Here is an 18,950-nt window from a genome sequence, read left to right as displayed (position 1 = left end):
CGCCCGGTCATGACGTTTCCCGGCAGTTGATTCCCGGCTCGGGGACCGGGGGCAGCGCGGTGACGGTCGGTGGAGGGGGAGGCTTGGGCGTCGACTCGGGAGCCGGCGGCGGCGGGGCGCCCGGCGGCGGGGGAGCGGGGGAGGCCGGCGGCGGCGCGGGCTCGGACGGTTCCGGCGGCGGCGGCGACACGGTGCGCGGGGTTTCCGGTGCCGGGGTCTCGCGCCCGCCGGGGGTCGGCGGATTGTTCGGCAGCCCAGGCGAATTCGTCGGAGCGGGGCTGTGCGGCGCGGTGGTGCGCGGCGGTGTGCTCGGCACCGGCGCGCAGACCGGCAGCAGCGAATCGCGGGCCAACTGGTTGATCTGGGTGATGGCCTCGTCCTCGGTGCCGGTCGGCAGCCCGGCGATCACCTGGCGCTGCTCGGACGGTTTGAGGTCACTGACCCGCAGCGGTTCGCAGTCGCGCGGTTCCTGCCCGGGGCTGATCAGCGTCAGGCCGTTACGACCGGTCAGGCAGCCCTGGCGGTACGGCTCCTGCAGCGGATACCCGAGGATCGATCCGGGGATGCCGCGCATGATCGACACGACGTCCTCGTGGGCGGTGACGTAGAAGTTGTTGCGGATGATCTCCCGGCCGACGGCCAGACCGGCCAGCACGACGAGCACCAGCAGCACGGCGGCGATGTACATTCGCCGCCGCGACTTCGGCGGTCGCGGCGGCTCCTCCGGTTCCGGCAGAACGCGTTTGGCTTCGTTGCGTTTCGGGTTGAACGCCGACGCCCGGCCGGCCGCGGTGTTGGGTGGCGGCTGGTCGTCGTCGCCGGAGACCGCGCCGGCCAGGATCGGCTGGGTCTGGCCGTAGTCGTAGTCGACGACGTCGGCCACCACGACCGTGACGTTGTCGGGACCGCCGCCGCGCAGCGCCAATTCGATGAGCCGGTCGGCACTTTCGGACACATCCGAGATCTGCAGCGCCTCGAGGATGGTGTCGTGGCTGACCGGGTCGGACAGCCCGTCCGAGCACAGCAGGTAGCGGTCCCCGGCGCGGGCTTCGCGCATGATCAGCGTCGGCTCGACCTCGTGGCCGGTGAGCGCCCGCATGATCAGGGAGCGCTGCGGGTGGCTGTGCGCCTCTTCGGCGGTAATGCGGCCCTCGTCGACGAGGGTCTGGACGAACGTGTCGTCCTTGGTGATCTGGGTCAGCTCACCGTCGCGCAGCAGATAGCCGCGCGAGTCGCCGATGTGCACCAGGCCAAGTCGGTTGCCGGCGAACAGGATCGCCGTCAGCGTGGTGCCCATGCCTTCGAGTTCGGGGTCGGCCTCGACGTGCGCGGCGATCGCCGAGTTGCCCTCGCGCACCGCTTCGTCGAGCTTGGACAGCAGGTCGCCGCCGGGCTCGTCGTCGTCGAGATGCGCCAGCGCGGCGATCACCAACTGGGAGGCCACCTCGCCCGCGGCGTGCCCGCCCATGCCGTCGGCGAGCGCAAGCAGGCGGGCACCGGCGTAGACGGAGTCCTCGTTGTTGGCGCGGACCAGGCCGCGGTCGCTGCGCGCGGCGTACCTGAGCACAAGCGTCACGGGCGCAGCTCGATTACCGTCTTGCCGATCCGAACCGGTGTGCCCATCGGAACCCGTACCGCCGTCGTCACCTTCGCCCTGTCGAGGTATGTGCCGTTGGTCGATCCTAGGTCTTCGACGTACCACTCCGATCCGCGTGGGGACAGCCGGGCGTGCCGTGTCGAGGCGTAGTCGTCGGTCAGCACCAGCGTCGAATCGTCGGCGCGCCCGATCAGCACCGGTTGACTACCCAACGTGATGCGGGTCCCGGCCAGAGCGCCTTCGGTGACGATCAACTGCCGGGCGACGTTGCGCCGGCCGCGGTTGGGCAGCAGCGAGGCGCGCAGCGGCAGGCCGCGGCGGACCATGACCGCGCCCGTCGGCGCGTAGAGGTCGGTGCGCAGGATCCGCAGCACGGCCCAGATGAACAGCCACAGCAGCAGCAGGAAACCGACGCGCGTCAGTTGCAGTACCAACCCCTGCATCTGACGTCCTCTCCGTCTCCATCCCGTACTTGTCGCGTCGGCACCACGCAGCCAGCCTCGGCACCGTCACGATACTTGTACGGTCACCGAGATGAGCGGGAAGCGACCAGCTTCACCGCTCTCCGCGCCGCGCTCAGTGCACGCGAACGATGATCTCGGAGTGGCCCAGCCGGATCACGTCACCGTCGGCGAGCTGCCATTCCTGCACCGGCGCGTTGTTGACCGTGGTGCCGTTGGTGGAGTTCAGATCGGACAACAGCGCGACCTGACCGTCCCAGCGGATCTCGAGGTGGCGTCGGGAAACACCGGTGTCGGGCAGCCGGAACTGGGCGTCCTGGCCGCGGCCGATCACGTTGGTGCCCTCACGCAGCTGGTAGGTGCGGCCGCTGCCGTCGTCGAGCTGCAGCGTCACCGTGGCACCGGCGGTCGCGTAGTCACCGCCCTGGCCGTAACCGCCGTAGCCGGCGGGCTGGCCGTAGTCCTGCTGGCCGTAATCCTGCCCGTAGTCCTGCTGGCCGTAGTCGTAGCCGGCGCCGGCGGGTTCGGAGTAGCCGGGCTCGGCGTAACCGGCGCCCGCAGCGTCGCCGTAGCGGCCGTATTCCGGCGGCGCGTAGCCCTGTTCCTGGCGGCCGTAGGGCTGCCCGCCGTAGCCGCCCTGATCCGGGTAACCACCCTGGTCGGGGTAGCCGCCCTGATCGGGATAGCCGGGACGCGGCTCGGGACGGCCGTAGCCGCCGTCGTCGGGACGCCCGGGCGCGGGCGGGCGGCCGTAGTCGTAGTCACCCGCGGGGGCGGGGGCCGAGGGGCCGTAACCGGGCTGGCCGTATCCGGCGGGGGCGCCGCCCGGAGGCTGGCGGTAACCCTGGTCGGGGTAGCCACCCTGCGGGGGCGGGCCGTACCCGCCGGCGGGCGGGCGCTGTTCATACGACGGCGGCGGGTAGCCACCCTGGTCGGGGTAGCCACCCTGATCCGGGTAGCCACCCTGCTCGGGGTAACCGCCGTGGCGCGGCGGGTAGCCGGGCTGCTCACCCTGCGGGTAGCCGCCCTGGTCCTGCGGCGGGTACGGGGCCCGCTCGTCGGGACGGCCGTATCTGTCGTCGTAGTACTCGTCGGCCGGACGCCCCGGTCCCTGGCCGCCGCCGCGATAGCTCGGGTTGTCGCTCATCGGTGGTACTCCTGATTCTGCGCTGGACGCACGGTCTCTCGGTGATGGGGCCGGTTCGCCAGTGGTGGAGTCGGGATTGACCACGCCACGCGCGCGAAACTGTCCGGTGTGCAGGTTGGACGACTGCTCGAATCTGACGACAACATCACCATAGGTTTGCCATCCCTGCTCACGGATGTACCCCTCCAAATGCTTGGCAAAAGTCGCTGATGTGAGGTCTGGGTCGGCGCTCACCTTCTGATAGTCAGGCACACTGAGGGTAATGACGTACTCGTTCGGCGCCAAAACTTGACCGCCGAGCACTTCACGGGCCCCGGTGTCGGCTTCGCGGCGCAGTAACGACTCCACTTCCTGCGGGACGATCGACCCGCCGAAGACCCGGGCGAATGCGTCGCCGACCGTGGACTCGAGCTTGCGCTCGATCCGGTCGACTAGACCCATCTCACCGTCCGCCTCACTCGTCTCGTCCATCGGTGCTGCTCACCCGCAGCGGGTGCCAGCGTGTCGCCTGGCCACGATGCTTCCCTGCATGGTATCGGCCAAGGCCGCCGGTGCGGGACCAACAGAATTGTGAGAATCGGGACGACAGCCGCCAGTCGCCCGATAAGGGCAGGTCAGGGCCTTGGCGCCGGGGGCGGTGAGACCTCGGCTGTGGTGATCGGAAGGCAGCCGGTACGGTTGAGGAGCGGGGCGCCCAGCGTGATAGGCTCCCCCGGTTGTTGGGGCGAGTGGCGGAATGGCAGACGCGCTGGCTTCAGGTGCCAGTGTCCTTCGGGACGTGGGGGTTCAAGTCCCCCTTCGCCCACAACGAGGAGTTCTACGAACTCCAGGCACAGAGGTCACGAACCAGAAACGGTTCGTGACCTCTGTTTTTGCCGGGTTGTCGTACTCGAGAGTGCCGGACGGGTCGTCTCGGGACCTGTCCGCGCAAATCCCGAAATGGCGAGGTCGCTTTCCGCGTTCCGCCCACCGGATCTGGGATGTTCCCACTGCGCTGGCGACGCGACAGTACCTGGCTATGCCCCGCTGTCGCGCGGGTTGACCGGATGGCCCAGCCCTTTCCAGAACGCAGAGGTCCGGTCGTGCTGCTGCACCAGCTCCGGTAGCACGGGGTCACCAGTCCGCCCGCGGACGACTATGTCATCGAGCGATGCGACGACATCGAGCACAGACCGCGGGTCGAACTGCCCCGCGAGCCGCTTAGCCTTAACGCGAACGTTGTTCGGGGTGGGGCCGGCGTCAATGACAGAGTGGTGCCACAATCGGCTGTGGTGCGCGCAGCGATTGCGGAGGTAGACCAGCGCTCGTACCCGATAAGGGAAACCAGCCTTGGCGACCCCGATGCTGCTCGCGACAGCATCCGCGAGAGAACCCTGCCCGCCGCGCTCGATGCACTTGGACAATGTGCCGAACGAGAACGCCTCGGCGGCCGACCAGACGGGCAGACGGGTCAAGTCGGATGTGCCTGCGCCAGCGGTTGTGTAGCGCAAGACGTGGCGTTCCCTGCTACGTCCTATGTCCTTAAAGCACGACTCGACGGTTGGCTCCGAGTTGGCGGCGTCGGTGTAAAAGTCCTCGTCGAGGTACCGGCCGCACGGCCCGTATTCGTTGGCGATGACGTGCGCGGTGTGGGTACGGAGGAGGACCTCGACGCGGGCGAGGCGCTGGGAGAGTAGTGACCGCAGGGCCTCGTCGGCGTCGTAGATCGCACGAATGTCGTCAAAAGCGGTGTTGGGCTGGAAGCTGTTCTCGCCTTGGTGCGGCGCCTTCTGGAAGTAGCGCATGTAGCCAGAGAACCGGTAATAGTTGTTCGCCGCGAGGAAGGCCGCACACGCACTGTGATCAGTGACGACCAGATCCCGCTGGACCAGCAGGTTGACTTGCTCGTCCCACGACAGGCTCGGCTTCAACAGGCACCTCAGACCAAAAAAGGCCCCTCCCATTTGAGCATCGTGGAGAGGCTTGGGAGGGGGTCGATTGCCTCCACCGTAGCCGAATCCGCCGACAGCGTGCAATGGGTCGGCTGCGTGTCTGCAGACACAGGCCGCCGGCAAACCGCTCACCCACAACGACGAACGGGAACTATGGCACGCATCCGCGACCCCGTAATCGATTGCGGTGTGGGAATAAACCCGAACCGGGCTTCCCAAGACGATCTTCGATCACGCAGACAAACACCACACTGGTGGATACGTTGAGACGAACGAACTGGCGCGGACGTTGGTGTTTGGCCCGATTGGCGTGCTCACCGAGTAAGCAGTTGGGTGCCGGGGAAGGTGTGATTGGGGGCGGGGTGCCACGGTACAGATTCAAGTGGACCAACCTACCCCCAGGCCTGCTCAAAGTTCTCTGCCGCGACCTCTTTGGGCAACAAATCAGAGACAACCCCGCGGATGCGCTCGCCCGCAAATACGGGGCACGGCCTCGGGAGGACTTCGTTCGTGTTGCGTGGCCGATATTGCGTGAATCCTGGCTGCGCGTCTCAAAAGAATCTCGCGACTGGGTGGTGGAAGCGCTGAGGCAGATCCGGCGCGAACCTGAGCCGTTAACACACCGCGAGGCCCAGATGGACTACCTTCGCAGCCTGAGAAACTCAGCGAACTTGCGCCGCATCGTCCACCAGGAACTTATCGCAGCTGGGGAGATTGAACGTCCACCACAACGCAAACTCCGACAAACCGATGCGCCGCCGACCCGATCAGTATCGAAGCAGGTCAGCGCAAGGAAAAGCAGCACACCGCACCGCAAGAAGAAGCCACAGACTGTTCGAAAGGGATCGCCAGTGACCACCACTGTAGGGGCCACACCGACGGCGGCCGACCTCCTGACACCCGGCAAGGTGGTCCGGCTGCGCGCGCGGCTCTGGCGGGTCGACTATTGCGACGGAACAACCTTCGGGGTGACACCACTCGACGGCCGCTACACCCAGCCGTCCAGGTTTCACACCGGACTGGAAACCGCGGAGGCCGGCGAACTCCCGTTCCCCCAACCCGGTGCATTGGCCGACGACCGCCAGCAGCGGCTTCTCTTGGACGCTTACAAGTTTTCCCTACTGCATGGCACCGCCCCCATCCTCGGCCTACAGCGGTCCCGAGCCATTCCCACCGACTACCAGCTCGTCCCGCTGCTGATGGCCCTCAACAGCGACCCGGTCCGCCTCCTCATCGCCGATGACGTTGGCACCGGTAAAACCGTGGAGGCAGGGCTGATCCTGTCCGAACTGCTCGCCCGTGGCCGCGCCCGCCGAATACTGATCGCCGTGCCCGCCAACCTGCGCGATCAGTGGCGCGACGCGCTAGACCGGATGTTCCACATCGACGCCACGATCGTGGCCGGGCATCTGCTGCCGGCCCTGGAACGCAGACTGCTTCCGGGCCAGAGCGTGTGGGCCGCCCACGACATCGTGATCGCAAGCATCGACTACCTCAAGACCCGCACCGAGGAGGTCCTGTCCTACGGATGGGACTGCCTCATCGTCGACGAAGCGCACATCGCGGCCAAGCCACACACGCAAGCCGGTCGATCGACCCCGGACATGGAACGATTCCTCTTCACCTCCACTGCCGCGGCCCGGTGCCGGCACCTGCTACTCGTCACCGCCACGCCCCACAATGGGTTCACCGATTCCTTCCATTCGCTGTTCCAGATGCTCGATCCCACCCTGGTCACCGACTTTGCCGGGCTGGACCGCCGCCGCGCACGTGAACACCACGTCGTGCAACGACGCCGCGCCGACATCGAAGACTGGTATCGACTGCGCGGCGCCAAATCGCCATTCCCGGACCGCCGCGCCGATGAGCAACTCGTCAGCCTGACTCGCAAGCGGGAGATGCAAGCCTTGCTGGCTGCACTCAACGAGTACGCCGGCGACCTGTACGCCGGCGGCACCCGCACTGTGGACCGCTGGCTAGCCGCGCATCTGCAAAAACGGCTGCTGTCCAGCCCGGCGGCGCTGCGCTCGAGCATCGACAAGAGGATCGCGGCCGTGACCCGCGGTACGAGCTTGGAAACCAACGCCACCGCGCTTGAACGTGCCGCCGAAACCACAACCGACGCGATGTTCGATGAAGACGACGAACAAGACGCTGCGCACGTGACCGCGACCAGCGGACTGGACGCAGCGACCGAACTGCGCCGCCTGCGCGAGATCCGCGACCTCGCCAAGCAAGTCACCGCAGCCAAAGACCCGAAACTGCAGGCTCTGCTCACACTGCTGCCCGAACGGATGGCACAGCATCCCGGTGCACCCCGAGTGCTGGTGTTCACCAAATATAAGGACACCCTCGACTATCTGGTCGCTCACCTGGAAAAGGCGGTGGGCAAGGCGAAAGCCGGCCTGCCGGCGGACACCGAGGTTCTCGCGATCCACGGCGGGATGAACCTCGCCCAACGAAACGAGGTTTTCACGAGGTTCGAAAAAGCCAGCCCGGCCGTTCTGATCGCCACCGACTGCATCAGTGAAGGCGTGAACCTCCAACGGGCCTGCGCCGAACTCGTACATTACGAGCTGCCGTGGAACCCCAACCGGATCGAGCAACGCAACGGACGTATCGATAGGTTCCTGCAGCGTGAACCGTTCGTCGGAATCCGCACACTGGTGCTCGACGATCCCTTGGATGCCAGCCTCCTCTATCTGATCGTCCGCAAGGCCGAACAGATGCGCGCCGACTACGGATTCGTGCCGCCGTTTCTGGCCAACACCGACATCCTGTTGCACCTGTCAGACCCACAGGCAGCCTTCCGCGGCCGGGTGACCGCCCGGTCCAGCGCCGCGCAGCTGTCCTTGGCTGACCTGTTCGCCCAGGACGCCGAAGAGGATATGAGCAGCCTCGACAGTGAGCTTGCCGAACTGACCGCTCAAAGCGTCGACGAAACCGACACCCTGGAACGGGTGCGCGACGAATCCTTCTACGGACAGACCGGAATCGAACTACAAGCCATCGAGGAAGCCCTGTCCACGTCGCGTGATCTGGCCGGTACCCCAGAACAGGTGCGGGAGTTCACGTTACGCAGCCTGCGTGATCGCCACACCACCGTCAGCGAGGACGCCGCGATATTCACCGCCAGCAGCGCTCCTGCGAACCTCACGGACCTGATCCCATCCGGTTACCGGTTCACGTTCGACCAAACCATCGGCATCGACGACCCCGACATCGACGTGATCGACCTCGCCCACCCCCTGCTGCGACGCCTCATCGACATGACGCTTGAGGAAGCCCGCATGCCTGAGTGCCGCGGCCGCGTCGCCGCCCGGATCATCGACACCACCACCGGCCGCGCAGTACTCCTGCACGCCCTGATCCGCTACGTCGCCCACGCCGAACCACCGGTCCTGCTCGAAGAACTAGTTCCGATCGGCTACCAACTGAGCACCGGCGACACCCTAGACCCCGCGCCGTTGCTGGCCGCCGCAGCCGGCGCAGGCAGCAAGCACCGCGACGACGTCCTCGAAGACACCGCGCACGTCCTCGACGACCCCCAGCTGCGCGACCGATTACACGCAGTCGCGGCGCAACGCGCAACGACCCTCGCCAAACGGCACAGCAGCCTGGTCGCAACATGGGCCAACGGACTAACCCAGGTCGAACCCACCTCAACCGACCTCGTAGCAATGACCCTGCTCTACCCGCAGGTGAAACCATGACCGATGTCAGCCTCATCCACACCAGCGGCGGCCTCATTGGCGACGTCATCACCGACAGCCTGCGCGCCCCTGACGTAGATGGCGACGCGAAATTTCTCACTGCCGCAGCCACATTCACCGACCTCAACGGTTCCGTCCCAACCAAGACGCAACTTCTCAGCGACCAGGAAGCCGCCTTCCGCACCGGGGTAGCACTGTGGTCGACCTACGGCGACGAACTCAAAAGCGGCATGGACATATCCCGGATCCGAGATCGTCTGGTCATCAAACTGCTTGACCTACTAGGCTTCTCACCCGCATATCAACGGGCGAAGCTTTCCGCCGGCGGGCAAAGTTGGGACATCAGTCATCTCGGATGGCAGGGCGAGGATGGCCCTCCGATCCACACGGTAGCCGCAGGGGATTTCGACCAACGCGGTGAACGCAAGCGAAGCCCACATGAAGAGCTGCAGGGCTATCTGAATGCCTCCGACGCGCGTTGGGGAATCTTGACCAACGGCCGGGTGCTTCGCCTACTGCGCGACTACCACCACACTCGCACCCGTGGCTATGTCGAATTCGATCTCGTCGCAATCTTCGAAGCCGCCAGCTGGCCGGACTTCTTGGCGCTGTGGCGGCTTTGCCACGTCTCACGCTTCCGGCCCAGCGCCGACACTGCCACCGCGGATTCGCCCGGCACTAGCGCTGCTGCGTCTGGGGATGACGACGCTGACGACGGTGACAGCGCCACTGATGACGACACGATGTCGACGACACCGCTGGAATCGCTTTACAGTAGAGCGGTTTCCGCCGGTGTGGCCGCCGGGCGCCGCCTGCAACCTCAGGTCCGATCGGCCATCGGCAGCCTGGCCAATGGAGTTATCGACGCCAACCCGGAACTGCGCGGCCAGTTGGAAACCAACCCCGACCTTGGCCGGGAGCTCTACCGCGAACTGCTCACCGTCCTGTACCGAATCCTGTTCCTGCTGTTCGCCGAGCAACGCGGAATGCTCAAAGGCGCTGACGCGCTCTACCGCGAGAGCTACAGCCTGACCCGGTTGCGCAGCATTGCCGTCGATGGCCTCGCCGAACCCCGGCGAATGGACCTGTGGGAAGGCCTCAAGACCACCTTTCGATTGTTCAGCAACGAAGCCGATGCCGCTGTACTCGGCGTCTACCCGTACAACGGATTCCTGTTCGATGGCGCTCGTACACCGATGATGACCAACGCGCGGATGGCCAACTGGAACCTCACGGCCGCCATTGAAGCGCTGACCACCGTGCAGACCGGCAAGATCAGCCTGCACATCGACTACCGCAACCTCGGCGTCGAGGAGCTCGGCGCTGTCTATGAGTCGCTACTGGATTACACCCTGACCATTGCCGCCACGGCTCAATCCGTTGACGGCCGTGTAGTGCGTGCCGGGGAGGCCTATCTGGCGCCATTGAGCATCGAACGCGCAGACCTTGCCTCCTACTACACGCCCGTCGACCTGACCGATTTGCTGTTGACCCGCACGCTGGACCCGGTGATCGAACAGACCCTCGCGGCCGCTGGTGACGAGTCCGCAGCCCGGGCTGCGGCGATCCTCGATCTGAAGATTCTAGATCCGGCCTGCGGCTCAGCGGCGATATTGATTGGTGCACTTGACCGCCTGGCGTATGCGCTGGCCCGCGCGCGTAGCGACCCGCATGAGCCGAAGGATACCGACCTCGCCCTTGCGCGGCGAGATGTGCTGCAGCGGTGCATCTTCGGTGCCGAAAAAGACCCGTTTGCAACCGAACTCGCCAAAGTCGCCCTCTGGATCCACTGCGTGGTGCCAGACCAACCGCTGACGTTCTTGGACCACCATATCGTCTGCGGAGACAGCCTGGTGGGATGGCCACTGCTCAAGGTGCCCAAACAGATCCCCGACGCCGCGTACAAAGTGCCGTCGGTCAAGGGTGCAGACCGATCGGTGCTCAACAAAGCTGCCCAACGCAACGAGGCATTCAACTCCGCGGGCGGCGATCTGTTCCAGCAGGGCGCCATTGATTTCACTCTCACTCTCCCCCCCGAGTTGCACGAGGAAGAACACAGTCCGGAACAAGTGCGCCGCAAAGCCGCCGCATACCGCGACTGGATCGCCAGTACCGACTACGCCCGATGGAAACAGACTGCCGACCTGTGGACCTCAGCGTTCTTCTGGACCGCCGACACCGGTCGCGGAGTCGCGCCACCTACCAGCGTCGAATACGCCGCGGCGCTAGACGGCAACCCCGACCCGCAGCTAGCGGCAACCGCGGCTGATCTGCTCACCGACATCAATCCCCTGCACTGGCCACTCGCTTTCCCAGAAGCCCACGCCGCCGGTGGGTTCGATCTTGTCCTCGGCAATCCTCCCTGGGAGCAGTTCGAAAGCGGAGAGCAAGCGTTCTTCAAACAGCACAAGCCGGCGATCGCGGCGATGACCAGTGAAACCCGTAAACAGGCGATCGCTGCACTTGAATCGGACGCCCCCGACACCTTCGCGCGATGGAGCCAGTACCGATCCCTACAGGGCCGGATGGCGCACTACGCCAAGTCCTGTGGTCGCTTCACCAGAACCTCCGGCAAGGTGAACACATACGTGCTCTTCACCGAGCTTGCTGCCAACTCCAGCAGTCACGTCGGGCTCATCGTGAAATCGGGCATCGCGATTGACGCCTCCCAATCCCCGGTGTGGAAGAGACTTCTTGATGACAGTCGCGTCCGCGAAGTTCTGGACATGGTCAATCAAGACCGAACTGGGAAGCGTGTTTTCCCGGCAGTCGCCCCCGTCGAACGCTTCTGCATCCTGCATCTCGGCCATTCCTCGGCGGTACCAGTCCAAGCATCCATGTTGAACTTCGGCGTCCAAGAGGCCGCTGTCGGGGAGTTGCGCGGTTGGAGCCGCGACGACCTGCGTGCAGCGTCGCCGCGCACGAACAACCTGCTGTCATCCGCGGATAAGCGGGAAATCGACCTTGCGCTCATGTTGCAGGACCGTTTTAGCACGCTCGACTTCGCTGACCCAGATGGTGCTAACCCTTGGGGCTTGAAGTATGTGACCCTCTTCAACTCTTCGAACGCAAAGGAGTCGGGTGAGCTAGTCCGCGGACCGAAGCTGGAGGACCAAGGTTTCCACCTCGACGGAGATAAGCGATACCGGCACGCCGACGGTCGGGTCGCCGTGCCCGTCTATGAGGGCCAGATGGCCAATCGTTGGGATCACCGCGCCCGGACCTACGAGGGATTTACCGGCAAGGACCGATACGGCCGCAAACCTCACATCCCCTGGGTCACAGACGAACAGCACTGCGACCCACAGTTCGAGGTCGAGCCGCGCTACTGGATGCACGAAGCGGTTGCCACCGACCGATGCGCCGCGCTTATTGGTGACGACCATGTGGCGATGGGCCTGCGCGATATTGGTGCTGTCTGGACGAACAGACGGACCCTGCGGGTCGCAATCATGGAGCCGCTGCCTGCAACGCACACACTGCCAGTATTGGTCGTCCCCATGGGCAGGGTGACCGCTGCTGCAGCGCTACTGAATTCCATGACTCTTGACTTTCTTGTCCGGGTACACATGCCAGGAGGACACGTGACCACCCCCGTTCTGACGCAGTGCGCAGCACCGGCGCCCTGTGAAATCCCAAAGCAGGCAGCTGATCTTGCTGCGCGGCTAAGTCTGACCTCGACGCGGCTGGCCGAAACTGTCGGGCTGCCGTTGTATCCGTGGGAGCCGGAGCAACGGGACACCTTGGACGCTCAATGTGATGCGCTAATCGCGAAGGCCTACGGACTATCGACGGCGGATTACGAGATCGTGTTGGATCACTTCAAGCTACTGGGGAAGATCGAAACCCGGACGCTCGGGGAGTACCGCAGCAAGCGCTTGCGACTGGAAGCGTTCGAAGAAATCGGAGGGAAACCCTAAATGCATCCGCTGTCAATGATTTCGGGACTCCGGGAAACCTATACCCGTTACGTAGATTCGTTCCAGTTCTACAAGAACCCGGCCATCCGCGACTGGGTGCAGCAGAAACGGCGCGAAGGGCGACTGCTGTACCGGGAGCCGTTTCTGACATTAGCTAAGCCCTTCGCATCGGGTGCCTCACTGGAGGCGCTCGTCGAGGGGGGCGTAGTTGATGCCGGTGTGCTGTCCGTCTTTTCGCGTATCCCCGGCGACGCCAGCAGTGGTCCGATCTTACCCTTCGTCCACCAAGAGCAAGCCATACGCCAAGTCATGGATGGCCACAACACCGCCGTGACAACCGGCACTGGGTCGGGCAAATCGTTCACCTTCTATATACCGATAGTGTCGACGGCATTGACACTTGTGAAATCCAGGGACCCCGCGGCATTTCGGTCTCCCATCGCAGTCATTATTTACCCGATGAACGCCCTGGCCAACAGCCAGTACGAGGACATCGCCGCCAGATTGTCGGGTAGTGGTCTGACTGTGTGCAACTACACCGGAACGCTGAAGTCCTCCCATGAGGGTGCTATGAAAGACTTCAAGGAGCTGACCGGCCGAGACCAACCGTTCGACAGTGAAGTGATCGACCGGGACACCCTGCACAGCAACGGCTGTGACATCTTGTTGACCAACTTCAAGATGCTCGAATATGCGTTGGTGCGCCGCAGTGACGCCGCCTTGTTCGAAACCCTGGCCAAAGGCGGGCGACTGCAGTTTCTCGTGCTCGACGAGATGCACACTTACTCCGGGCACCAAGGTGCCGATATGGCGCTGCTGGTGCGCCGATTCAAAGGACGCACCGCCACCGCCGGCAGCCTGCGCTGCATCGGCACCTCGGCCACCGTCGACTCGGGCGATCCCGCCGAAGCCCGCCAACTGATCGCGGCGTTCGCCGCCAAACTCTTCGGGGAAGAGTTCGACCCAGACTGCGTGGTCGGAGAAACCTACGGACCGCAAGAGACCGCCGATCCCACGGGCTCAGACCTCCACCTTTCGGCCGAGCCCGTCGACCCTGCGATCGTGGCGACCGCGACCGCCACGGAATCCGATGCTGCGGTGGCCGAAATTCTGGGCGAGGCGATGCTCGACCAGCCCGCCACCCCCGACGTCGTTCGGCACGCACTGCCGGTCGCCTGGCTGGAGCACGCCCTATGGGCCGGGGCTGTGTCGATGACTGAGCTCGAGACCCGCTACCTCAACGATGTCCGGCCCGGCGCTACCCGCCAGCAGGCCGCCGCCGAGATTCAGGCCGCCGTCATGCTGGGCGCCGCGGTAAAAACACCCGGCCCGAAGGGCACTGATGTCGGGCTGCTCACGCCCAAGGCCCACGCCTTCTTCTCCCAGGGACTGCCCGTCACCCGCTGCCTGGTCTCCGAAGACCCACCGCACCTATCCGAGCAAGGCGAATCCACCTGCAGCACTTGCGCTCAGGGTGGCCTGGAAGATGTGCCAGCGTTTCCAGTCGTGTTCTGCCAGTCCTGCGGCCAGGACTTCTACGTCGCTGAAGATTTGACCACCCGGTTGGGCTCCCGGGACTTCCTGGCTGCCGCCGAGGACGGTGTCGCCGTCTATGTCATGACCGACGAATGGGACCGTGACGTCGCTCCCGTGCTCGACAGCGATGTCTATAAGAGCGGCGCACCGAAGAAAGGTCGTGCCGGAGCGGTCCCCGTGACGATGACGGTCTGCGGGCAATGCGGGGACATGGCCTCGACCTGCGGGCATCAGCGCCGACGCGAAGTCGTGAGCGTCTCGGCCCCCCTGTTGCTGTGCCCGTCTTGCGGCGTCCGATACGACGGAAACCACTCTGAGTACAACAAGTTCTTCCAGGTGGGGACCGTGGGCCGCGCGACGGCCACCGACGTGCTCGTCGAAGGGATGCTCAACGGACAGGACAACGGCCCGGCCATGGCCAAACCCCAGGTCATGGCATTCACTGACAATCAACAGGATTCGTCATTCCAGGCCGCGCATCTGCGGTCGATGTCACGGCGTTTCCACGTTCGTCGCGCCTTCATCACCGCCCTGCATGCGCGGGGGGCCCTGAGCCGTGAGGCGGCGCTCGACACCGCCGACCTCGCCGACGCGGCCTTCGAACAAATGGAGGCCACCAAGACACTGCCCAAATTCGCTCGCGCGGGCCAGGATAAGGGTGGCTTCGATCCGGGCGACAGCTCCAGCAAGACCAAAGGCCGGTATCTGCGTTACTTGAAAACTGGGGTTCTCCTGGAAACTAGCGGCGGTCCACGTCAGACCCAACCCAACCTGGAGGACACCGGCCTGATCGTCGTCGACTACCGGGCATTCACGCCCGGCAAGGTCGCCGCCGCGGTCGCAGAAGACGATGGGCTGGGCGTGATGATCCGGGCCTACGCTGCAACCGATCCTGGGTTCACCGAAGATCTGCTGCGGGTGATCCTTGATCTCATGCGCCGCCAGCGCGCGATCGTCAGCGCTAACGACGACGGCCCGGCGGCGGCATTCACCGACCACGACCGATTTGCCAGCGATGTCATCGAGCAGCTGGCCGATCCAGCGTTCTTCCACGCCGGCCCAGAACTTCCCTTGCGCCGAACCCTCTACGACGAAGGAAGGGAATCCAAGGGCCGCACTAGCTACAGGCGGCTGGCCGGCAAGATACTTTCCGATGGCACCGACTCACCTCAAACCACCGCGCTGACCCGTTGGGTGAAGAAGGAAGTCGGCCTGGACCCCGATGCCCACGGAACCCAAGCCGCCAAGCAGATCATTCGGGAAGCTGCGCACTGCCTGGTGAAGTACGGCTACCTGATTGACGAGAAAGGCGGGTGGGTCGTCAACGAAGAAAATGTGCTGTACTGGTTTGCCGCAGAGCCCCAAGGATTCCGGTGCATGCGCTGTGCAGCGCGCTGGCTGCTCACCAAGGAACGGTCCTGTCCACGCTGCGTCAAAGCCGCCGTCAAACCTGACCGCGAGGATCGCGACGACTACTTCCGCGCCTCCTACACCGCACCCTTAGACGAACACGTCAAAGTCGAAGCCGCCGAACACACCGGCAGCCTCGACGGTGACGAGCGAAAGCTCATCGAGAGCCGCTTCCGTGCACAGGGCGATCCCCTCAACGTGTTGGTCTGCACTCCCACTATGGAACTGGGCGTAGACATCGGCACTCTCTCGGCCGTGTACATGCGAAACGTTCCACCGTCACCGGCCAACTACGCCCAACGGCAGGGCCGCGCCGGTCGCGCCGCGCAACCCTCCACCGTCGTGACTTTCTGCTCAGCGCAGGGGCGGGCCGCATCCCACGACCAGTACTTCTTCAAACGTCCCGAACGGATCATCGCCGGCAAAATCACCACACCACGGTTCCTGCTGGACAACAAGGCACTGCTGGCAGCACATACCCACGCAATCGTCCTCGGTGAGTACGTGAACATTCACGGCGACCTGCCCTCCGAACTGGGCACCTGGACTCGCCTCGACGACGGGCTGGGTGGGCTGGCCGCTGACTTCCAGACGGAGCTGAGTTCCTTCATCGATACCCACCGCAGCGTTTTGACCACCGCCGTGACAAGCACTTTCGCCGATGTCATCGACTCAGCGGTGACCGTCAAAGCTGCGGACGCCGCGGAGATCATCGACCACTTCGTCCAGGACTTAGATTCGGCCATGGCTGCGCTCGTCGACTACGCCGCAGAACTCAAAGCCGAGCTCGACGAACTCAATGCCAAAGGAGATAAGGGAAAACTGGATCGCAGCGGTGATCGCCGCCGGTCCTCCGTCGAAGCGATCCGTGGCCATATCTACAACGGCCGCGGCGATTACCATCCGCTGTCCTGGCTGGCGCAACGAGGCTTCTTGCCCAGCTACGCTTTCCCCCGAGCTGCGGCACTGCTGCGGTTCAGCGACCGTGAACGCGCACGCGTCAGATCCCGGTCTATCGCACTCCGCGAATTTGCTCCCGGAAACTCGATTTACCACCTGGGCAAGCGCTACCAGGTCACTCGGGCATCGTCGGGACGCAACGCCGAAGACATCACGTCCAAACTCGCGCTGTGCGAATGCGGGTACTACTTGGGGGGTGACGCCGTCGATACGACGAGCAAGTGCCCGTCCTGCGATCGGCCGCTCGACACCCAGACGGTTTTCCGCAGCGCCATGCCCGTCATGGATCAATACGCCATTCAACGCGACACGGTCGGCGCTGACCTAGAAGAACGCCTGCGCCAAGGCTATAGGGTCGAGGCCGCCTACCGACTGCCGAACATCTCCACTCGAAATGGCTCTCTCACGACGGCTTCGGGGACGACAATCGGTCTGACCACCGCGCACCTCGGGTATGTCGTGCAGGCCAATACAGGCCTGGTCCGCTCCGACAGCAACTTCAGCCTGTGCGCACGATGCCGGCAGTGGAACCCCGATGCCGATCACTACAGCCAAGGTAGCGACTGTCTTCCGCAGAGCGAAAACCTGATCGAGAACATCGTGCTGTTCAACGATGGCCGGCACGACATGATGGTCCTCGATGTCGCGGCGCCCGACGGCAGCGACGTCGATATGTACGCCTACACCTTGATGTATGCGCTACAGGCCGCCATGGGCACGCATTTCGGCATTAACGAAGACGAGCTCGCCGGGCAGGTCTATCCCGGTCGCGGAGGCCCGCAGCAGCGTCGCATCCTGATCTACGAAATGGATGAAGGCGGCATTGGTGTGCTTGACCGTATGACCGACGAAGCAGCGTGGGAGGCGGTTGCCGCAAGGGCTCTGGATATCCTTCACGTCGACCCGCAGGGCAACGACCAGTCGGACGCATGCCAAGCCTCGTGCTACGAGTGTCTGCGCAGTTTCTACAACCAATGGCACCACGACACCCTTGACCGGACGTTGGTCGTCGACTTCTTCGTTGACCTTCTCGCCGGGTTGGCCATCGCCATCGACCATGCGCCCGAGTCATGGGACGCGGTCGTCACATCGTTCGACTCGGCCATGGAGGAAGCCATGGTGGCAGCCTTGCGAGCTGCCGGGCTGCCCGCGCCCACTAGCGCTCACCAGGGGCTTCCACCAGATAGGCCCGTTGCGTCTGCCGATCTCTACTATGTGGGCGAGGGCATGCACATCGCGGTTTTCCTCGACGGTGGGGTCCACGACAAGGCAGTTCAGCAAAAGATCGACGCCGTGCGCCGGGAGAAGCTCAAGGACTGTGGTTACTCAGTGGTCGTGATTCGCCATGACGATCTGGACGCAGGGGTCTCGGCCCTCAAATCACGGCTCGATGCCTGAGTAACGTAGGCCAGCGTCGCATGGACGTGACTGCGCTTCCGAGCTTCGGGGTCCTCGACCGCGCAGACGGGCGCGCGTGGTCGGCCGTGCTAGGGCCAATACTGCGAGACACCCATGGCGTCGAAAAGTCATCAAAGTTCCGACTCCACCTGATCGACAGCCTCATGTCGCAACTGGTCGACGAGCTGAAGCGGCACCGACTTCCGGAATTCGTCATCTACACCGCTCCGGACCGACGCGACGTCACACGTCTAGCGTTTCTCTCCGCCCTTGTGGCGCATCGCGCTGAACGGTTGGTCCAGGCCGCGGAACTTGCCGCCGCGGCACTGGCTGCCCTAGTACAGGGAAGCCTCCAACCAAGCGCAGTTTCAGCCCGCGCGCTGTTCGAGCTGGGGGTGGTGTGTTGGGACAGCCACACGAGGATGCTCGATTCGTGGCGTGAGGTGCACGGGAGTCGAAGTCGAATTCGGGCCGAGTCGAGCTCCGGCGAGGCAGCGGTGTATCGCCTGCTTTGGGAGACACGGATGGGGTCGAGGTTCTATGGGCCCGAACACGGGTGGCCGCTCGCCAAGAGCATCTTGACACGCCTCGACCGCTTGGTTAAGCAAGTACCGGATGCACGAGAGACCTACGACATGTTGTGTGACACAACGCATCCTAATCTAGAGGCGCAAGCGCTCCTCTGGCGGACTGACTACATCACTGTAGGTGAGGACAGGGCGATTCGATTCGCCCCCGGCAGATCCAATTCCCGGGTCAAGCTGGATATTGTCGAGTCGATCCGTCTCAGTCTCATGCTCATTCTGCCCTTTACGCGGGATCTCTGGTGGATCGCAGCCGACATCACCAACGCATGCGACATAACCGCTAGTACCAA

At 64.3% G+C, this 18,950-nt stretch carries 7 protein-coding genes and 1 tRNA gene; 4 read left to right on the top strand and 4 right to left on the bottom strand.

The window, feature by feature from the left end:
• Positions 1–7 precede the first annotated feature (7 nt).
• The 3 genes from BHQ18_RS19155 to BHQ18_RS19145 all read right to left on the bottom strand — a co-directional run bounded on the left by BHQ18_RS19155 (position 8) and on the right by BHQ18_RS19145 (position 3,646).
• The gene (locus tag BHQ18_RS19155) at positions 8–1,576 is read right to left on the bottom strand and encodes a PP2C family protein-serine/threonine phosphatase (protein ID WP_069415226.1); all 1,569 of its coding nucleotides are present in this window, start codon (positions 1,574–1,576) and stop codon (positions 8–10) included.
• Positions 1,573–2,040, bottom strand: a complete 468-nt coding sequence (locus BHQ18_RS19150) for an FHA domain-containing protein FhaB/FipA (protein WP_069415225.1) — start codon at positions 2,038–2,040, stop codon at positions 1,573–1,575. Before BHQ18_RS19150 ends, BHQ18_RS19155 begins: the two co-directional genes overlap by 4 nt.
• A gap of 133 nt (positions 2,041–2,173) precedes the next feature.
• Positions 2,174–3,646: an FhaA domain-containing protein gene (locus BHQ18_RS19145; RefSeq protein ID WP_069415255.1), complete on the bottom strand. Its 1,473-nt coding sequence runs from the start codon at positions 3,644–3,646 to the stop codon at positions 2,174–2,176.
• Positions 3,647–3,927: 281 nt separating this feature from the next.
• Here BHQ18_RS19145 and BHQ18_RS19140 point away from each other — a divergent pair.
• Positions 3,928–4,010: transfer RNA gene (locus BHQ18_RS19140), tRNA-Leu, on the top strand.
• A 211-nt stretch (positions 4,011–4,221) separates the two neighbouring features.
• Here the strand turns inward: BHQ18_RS19140 and BHQ18_RS19135 are convergent.
• A complete protein-coding gene (locus BHQ18_RS19135) occupies positions 4,222–5,115 on the bottom strand; it encodes an Abi family protein (RefSeq protein ID WP_069415254.1) in 894 nt (297 codons plus the stop codon).
• A gap of 872 nt (positions 5,116–5,987) precedes the next feature.
• On the opposite strand from BHQ18_RS19135, the gene BHQ18_RS19130 reads away from it, so the two are divergent.
• Genes BHQ18_RS19130 through BHQ18_RS19120 form a run of 3 tightly spaced genes read left to right on the top strand, consistent with a single transcriptional unit; the run spans position 5,988 to position 18,073 of the window.
• Complete coding sequence (locus tag BHQ18_RS19130) at positions 5,988–8,849, top strand: helicase-related protein (RefSeq protein ID WP_069415224.1); 2,862 nt, start codon at positions 5,988–5,990, stop codon at positions 8,847–8,849.
• Entirely contained in the window at positions 8,846–12,769 is a 3,924-nt protein-coding gene (locus tag BHQ18_RS19125) for an Eco57I restriction-modification methylase domain-containing protein (RefSeq protein ID WP_069415223.1), read from the top strand. The genes BHQ18_RS19130 and BHQ18_RS19125 overlap by 4 nt, the downstream gene beginning before the upstream one ends.
• The gene (locus tag BHQ18_RS19120) at positions 12,770–18,073 is read left to right on the top strand and encodes a DEAD/DEAH box helicase (RefSeq protein ID WP_069415222.1); all 5,304 of its coding nucleotides are present in this window, start codon (positions 12,770–12,772) and stop codon (positions 18,071–18,073) included.
• Positions 18,074–18,950: the final 877 nt, after the last annotated feature.

The organism is Mycolicibacterium flavescens, from assembly GCF_001722335.1.
Lineage (GTDB): Bacteria > Actinomycetota > Actinomycetes > Mycobacteriales > Mycobacteriaceae > Mycobacterium > Mycobacterium flavescens.
The sequence above is the reverse complement of the archived record's forward strand: the minus strand, read 5'-3'. Positions and strand labels throughout refer to the sequence as shown.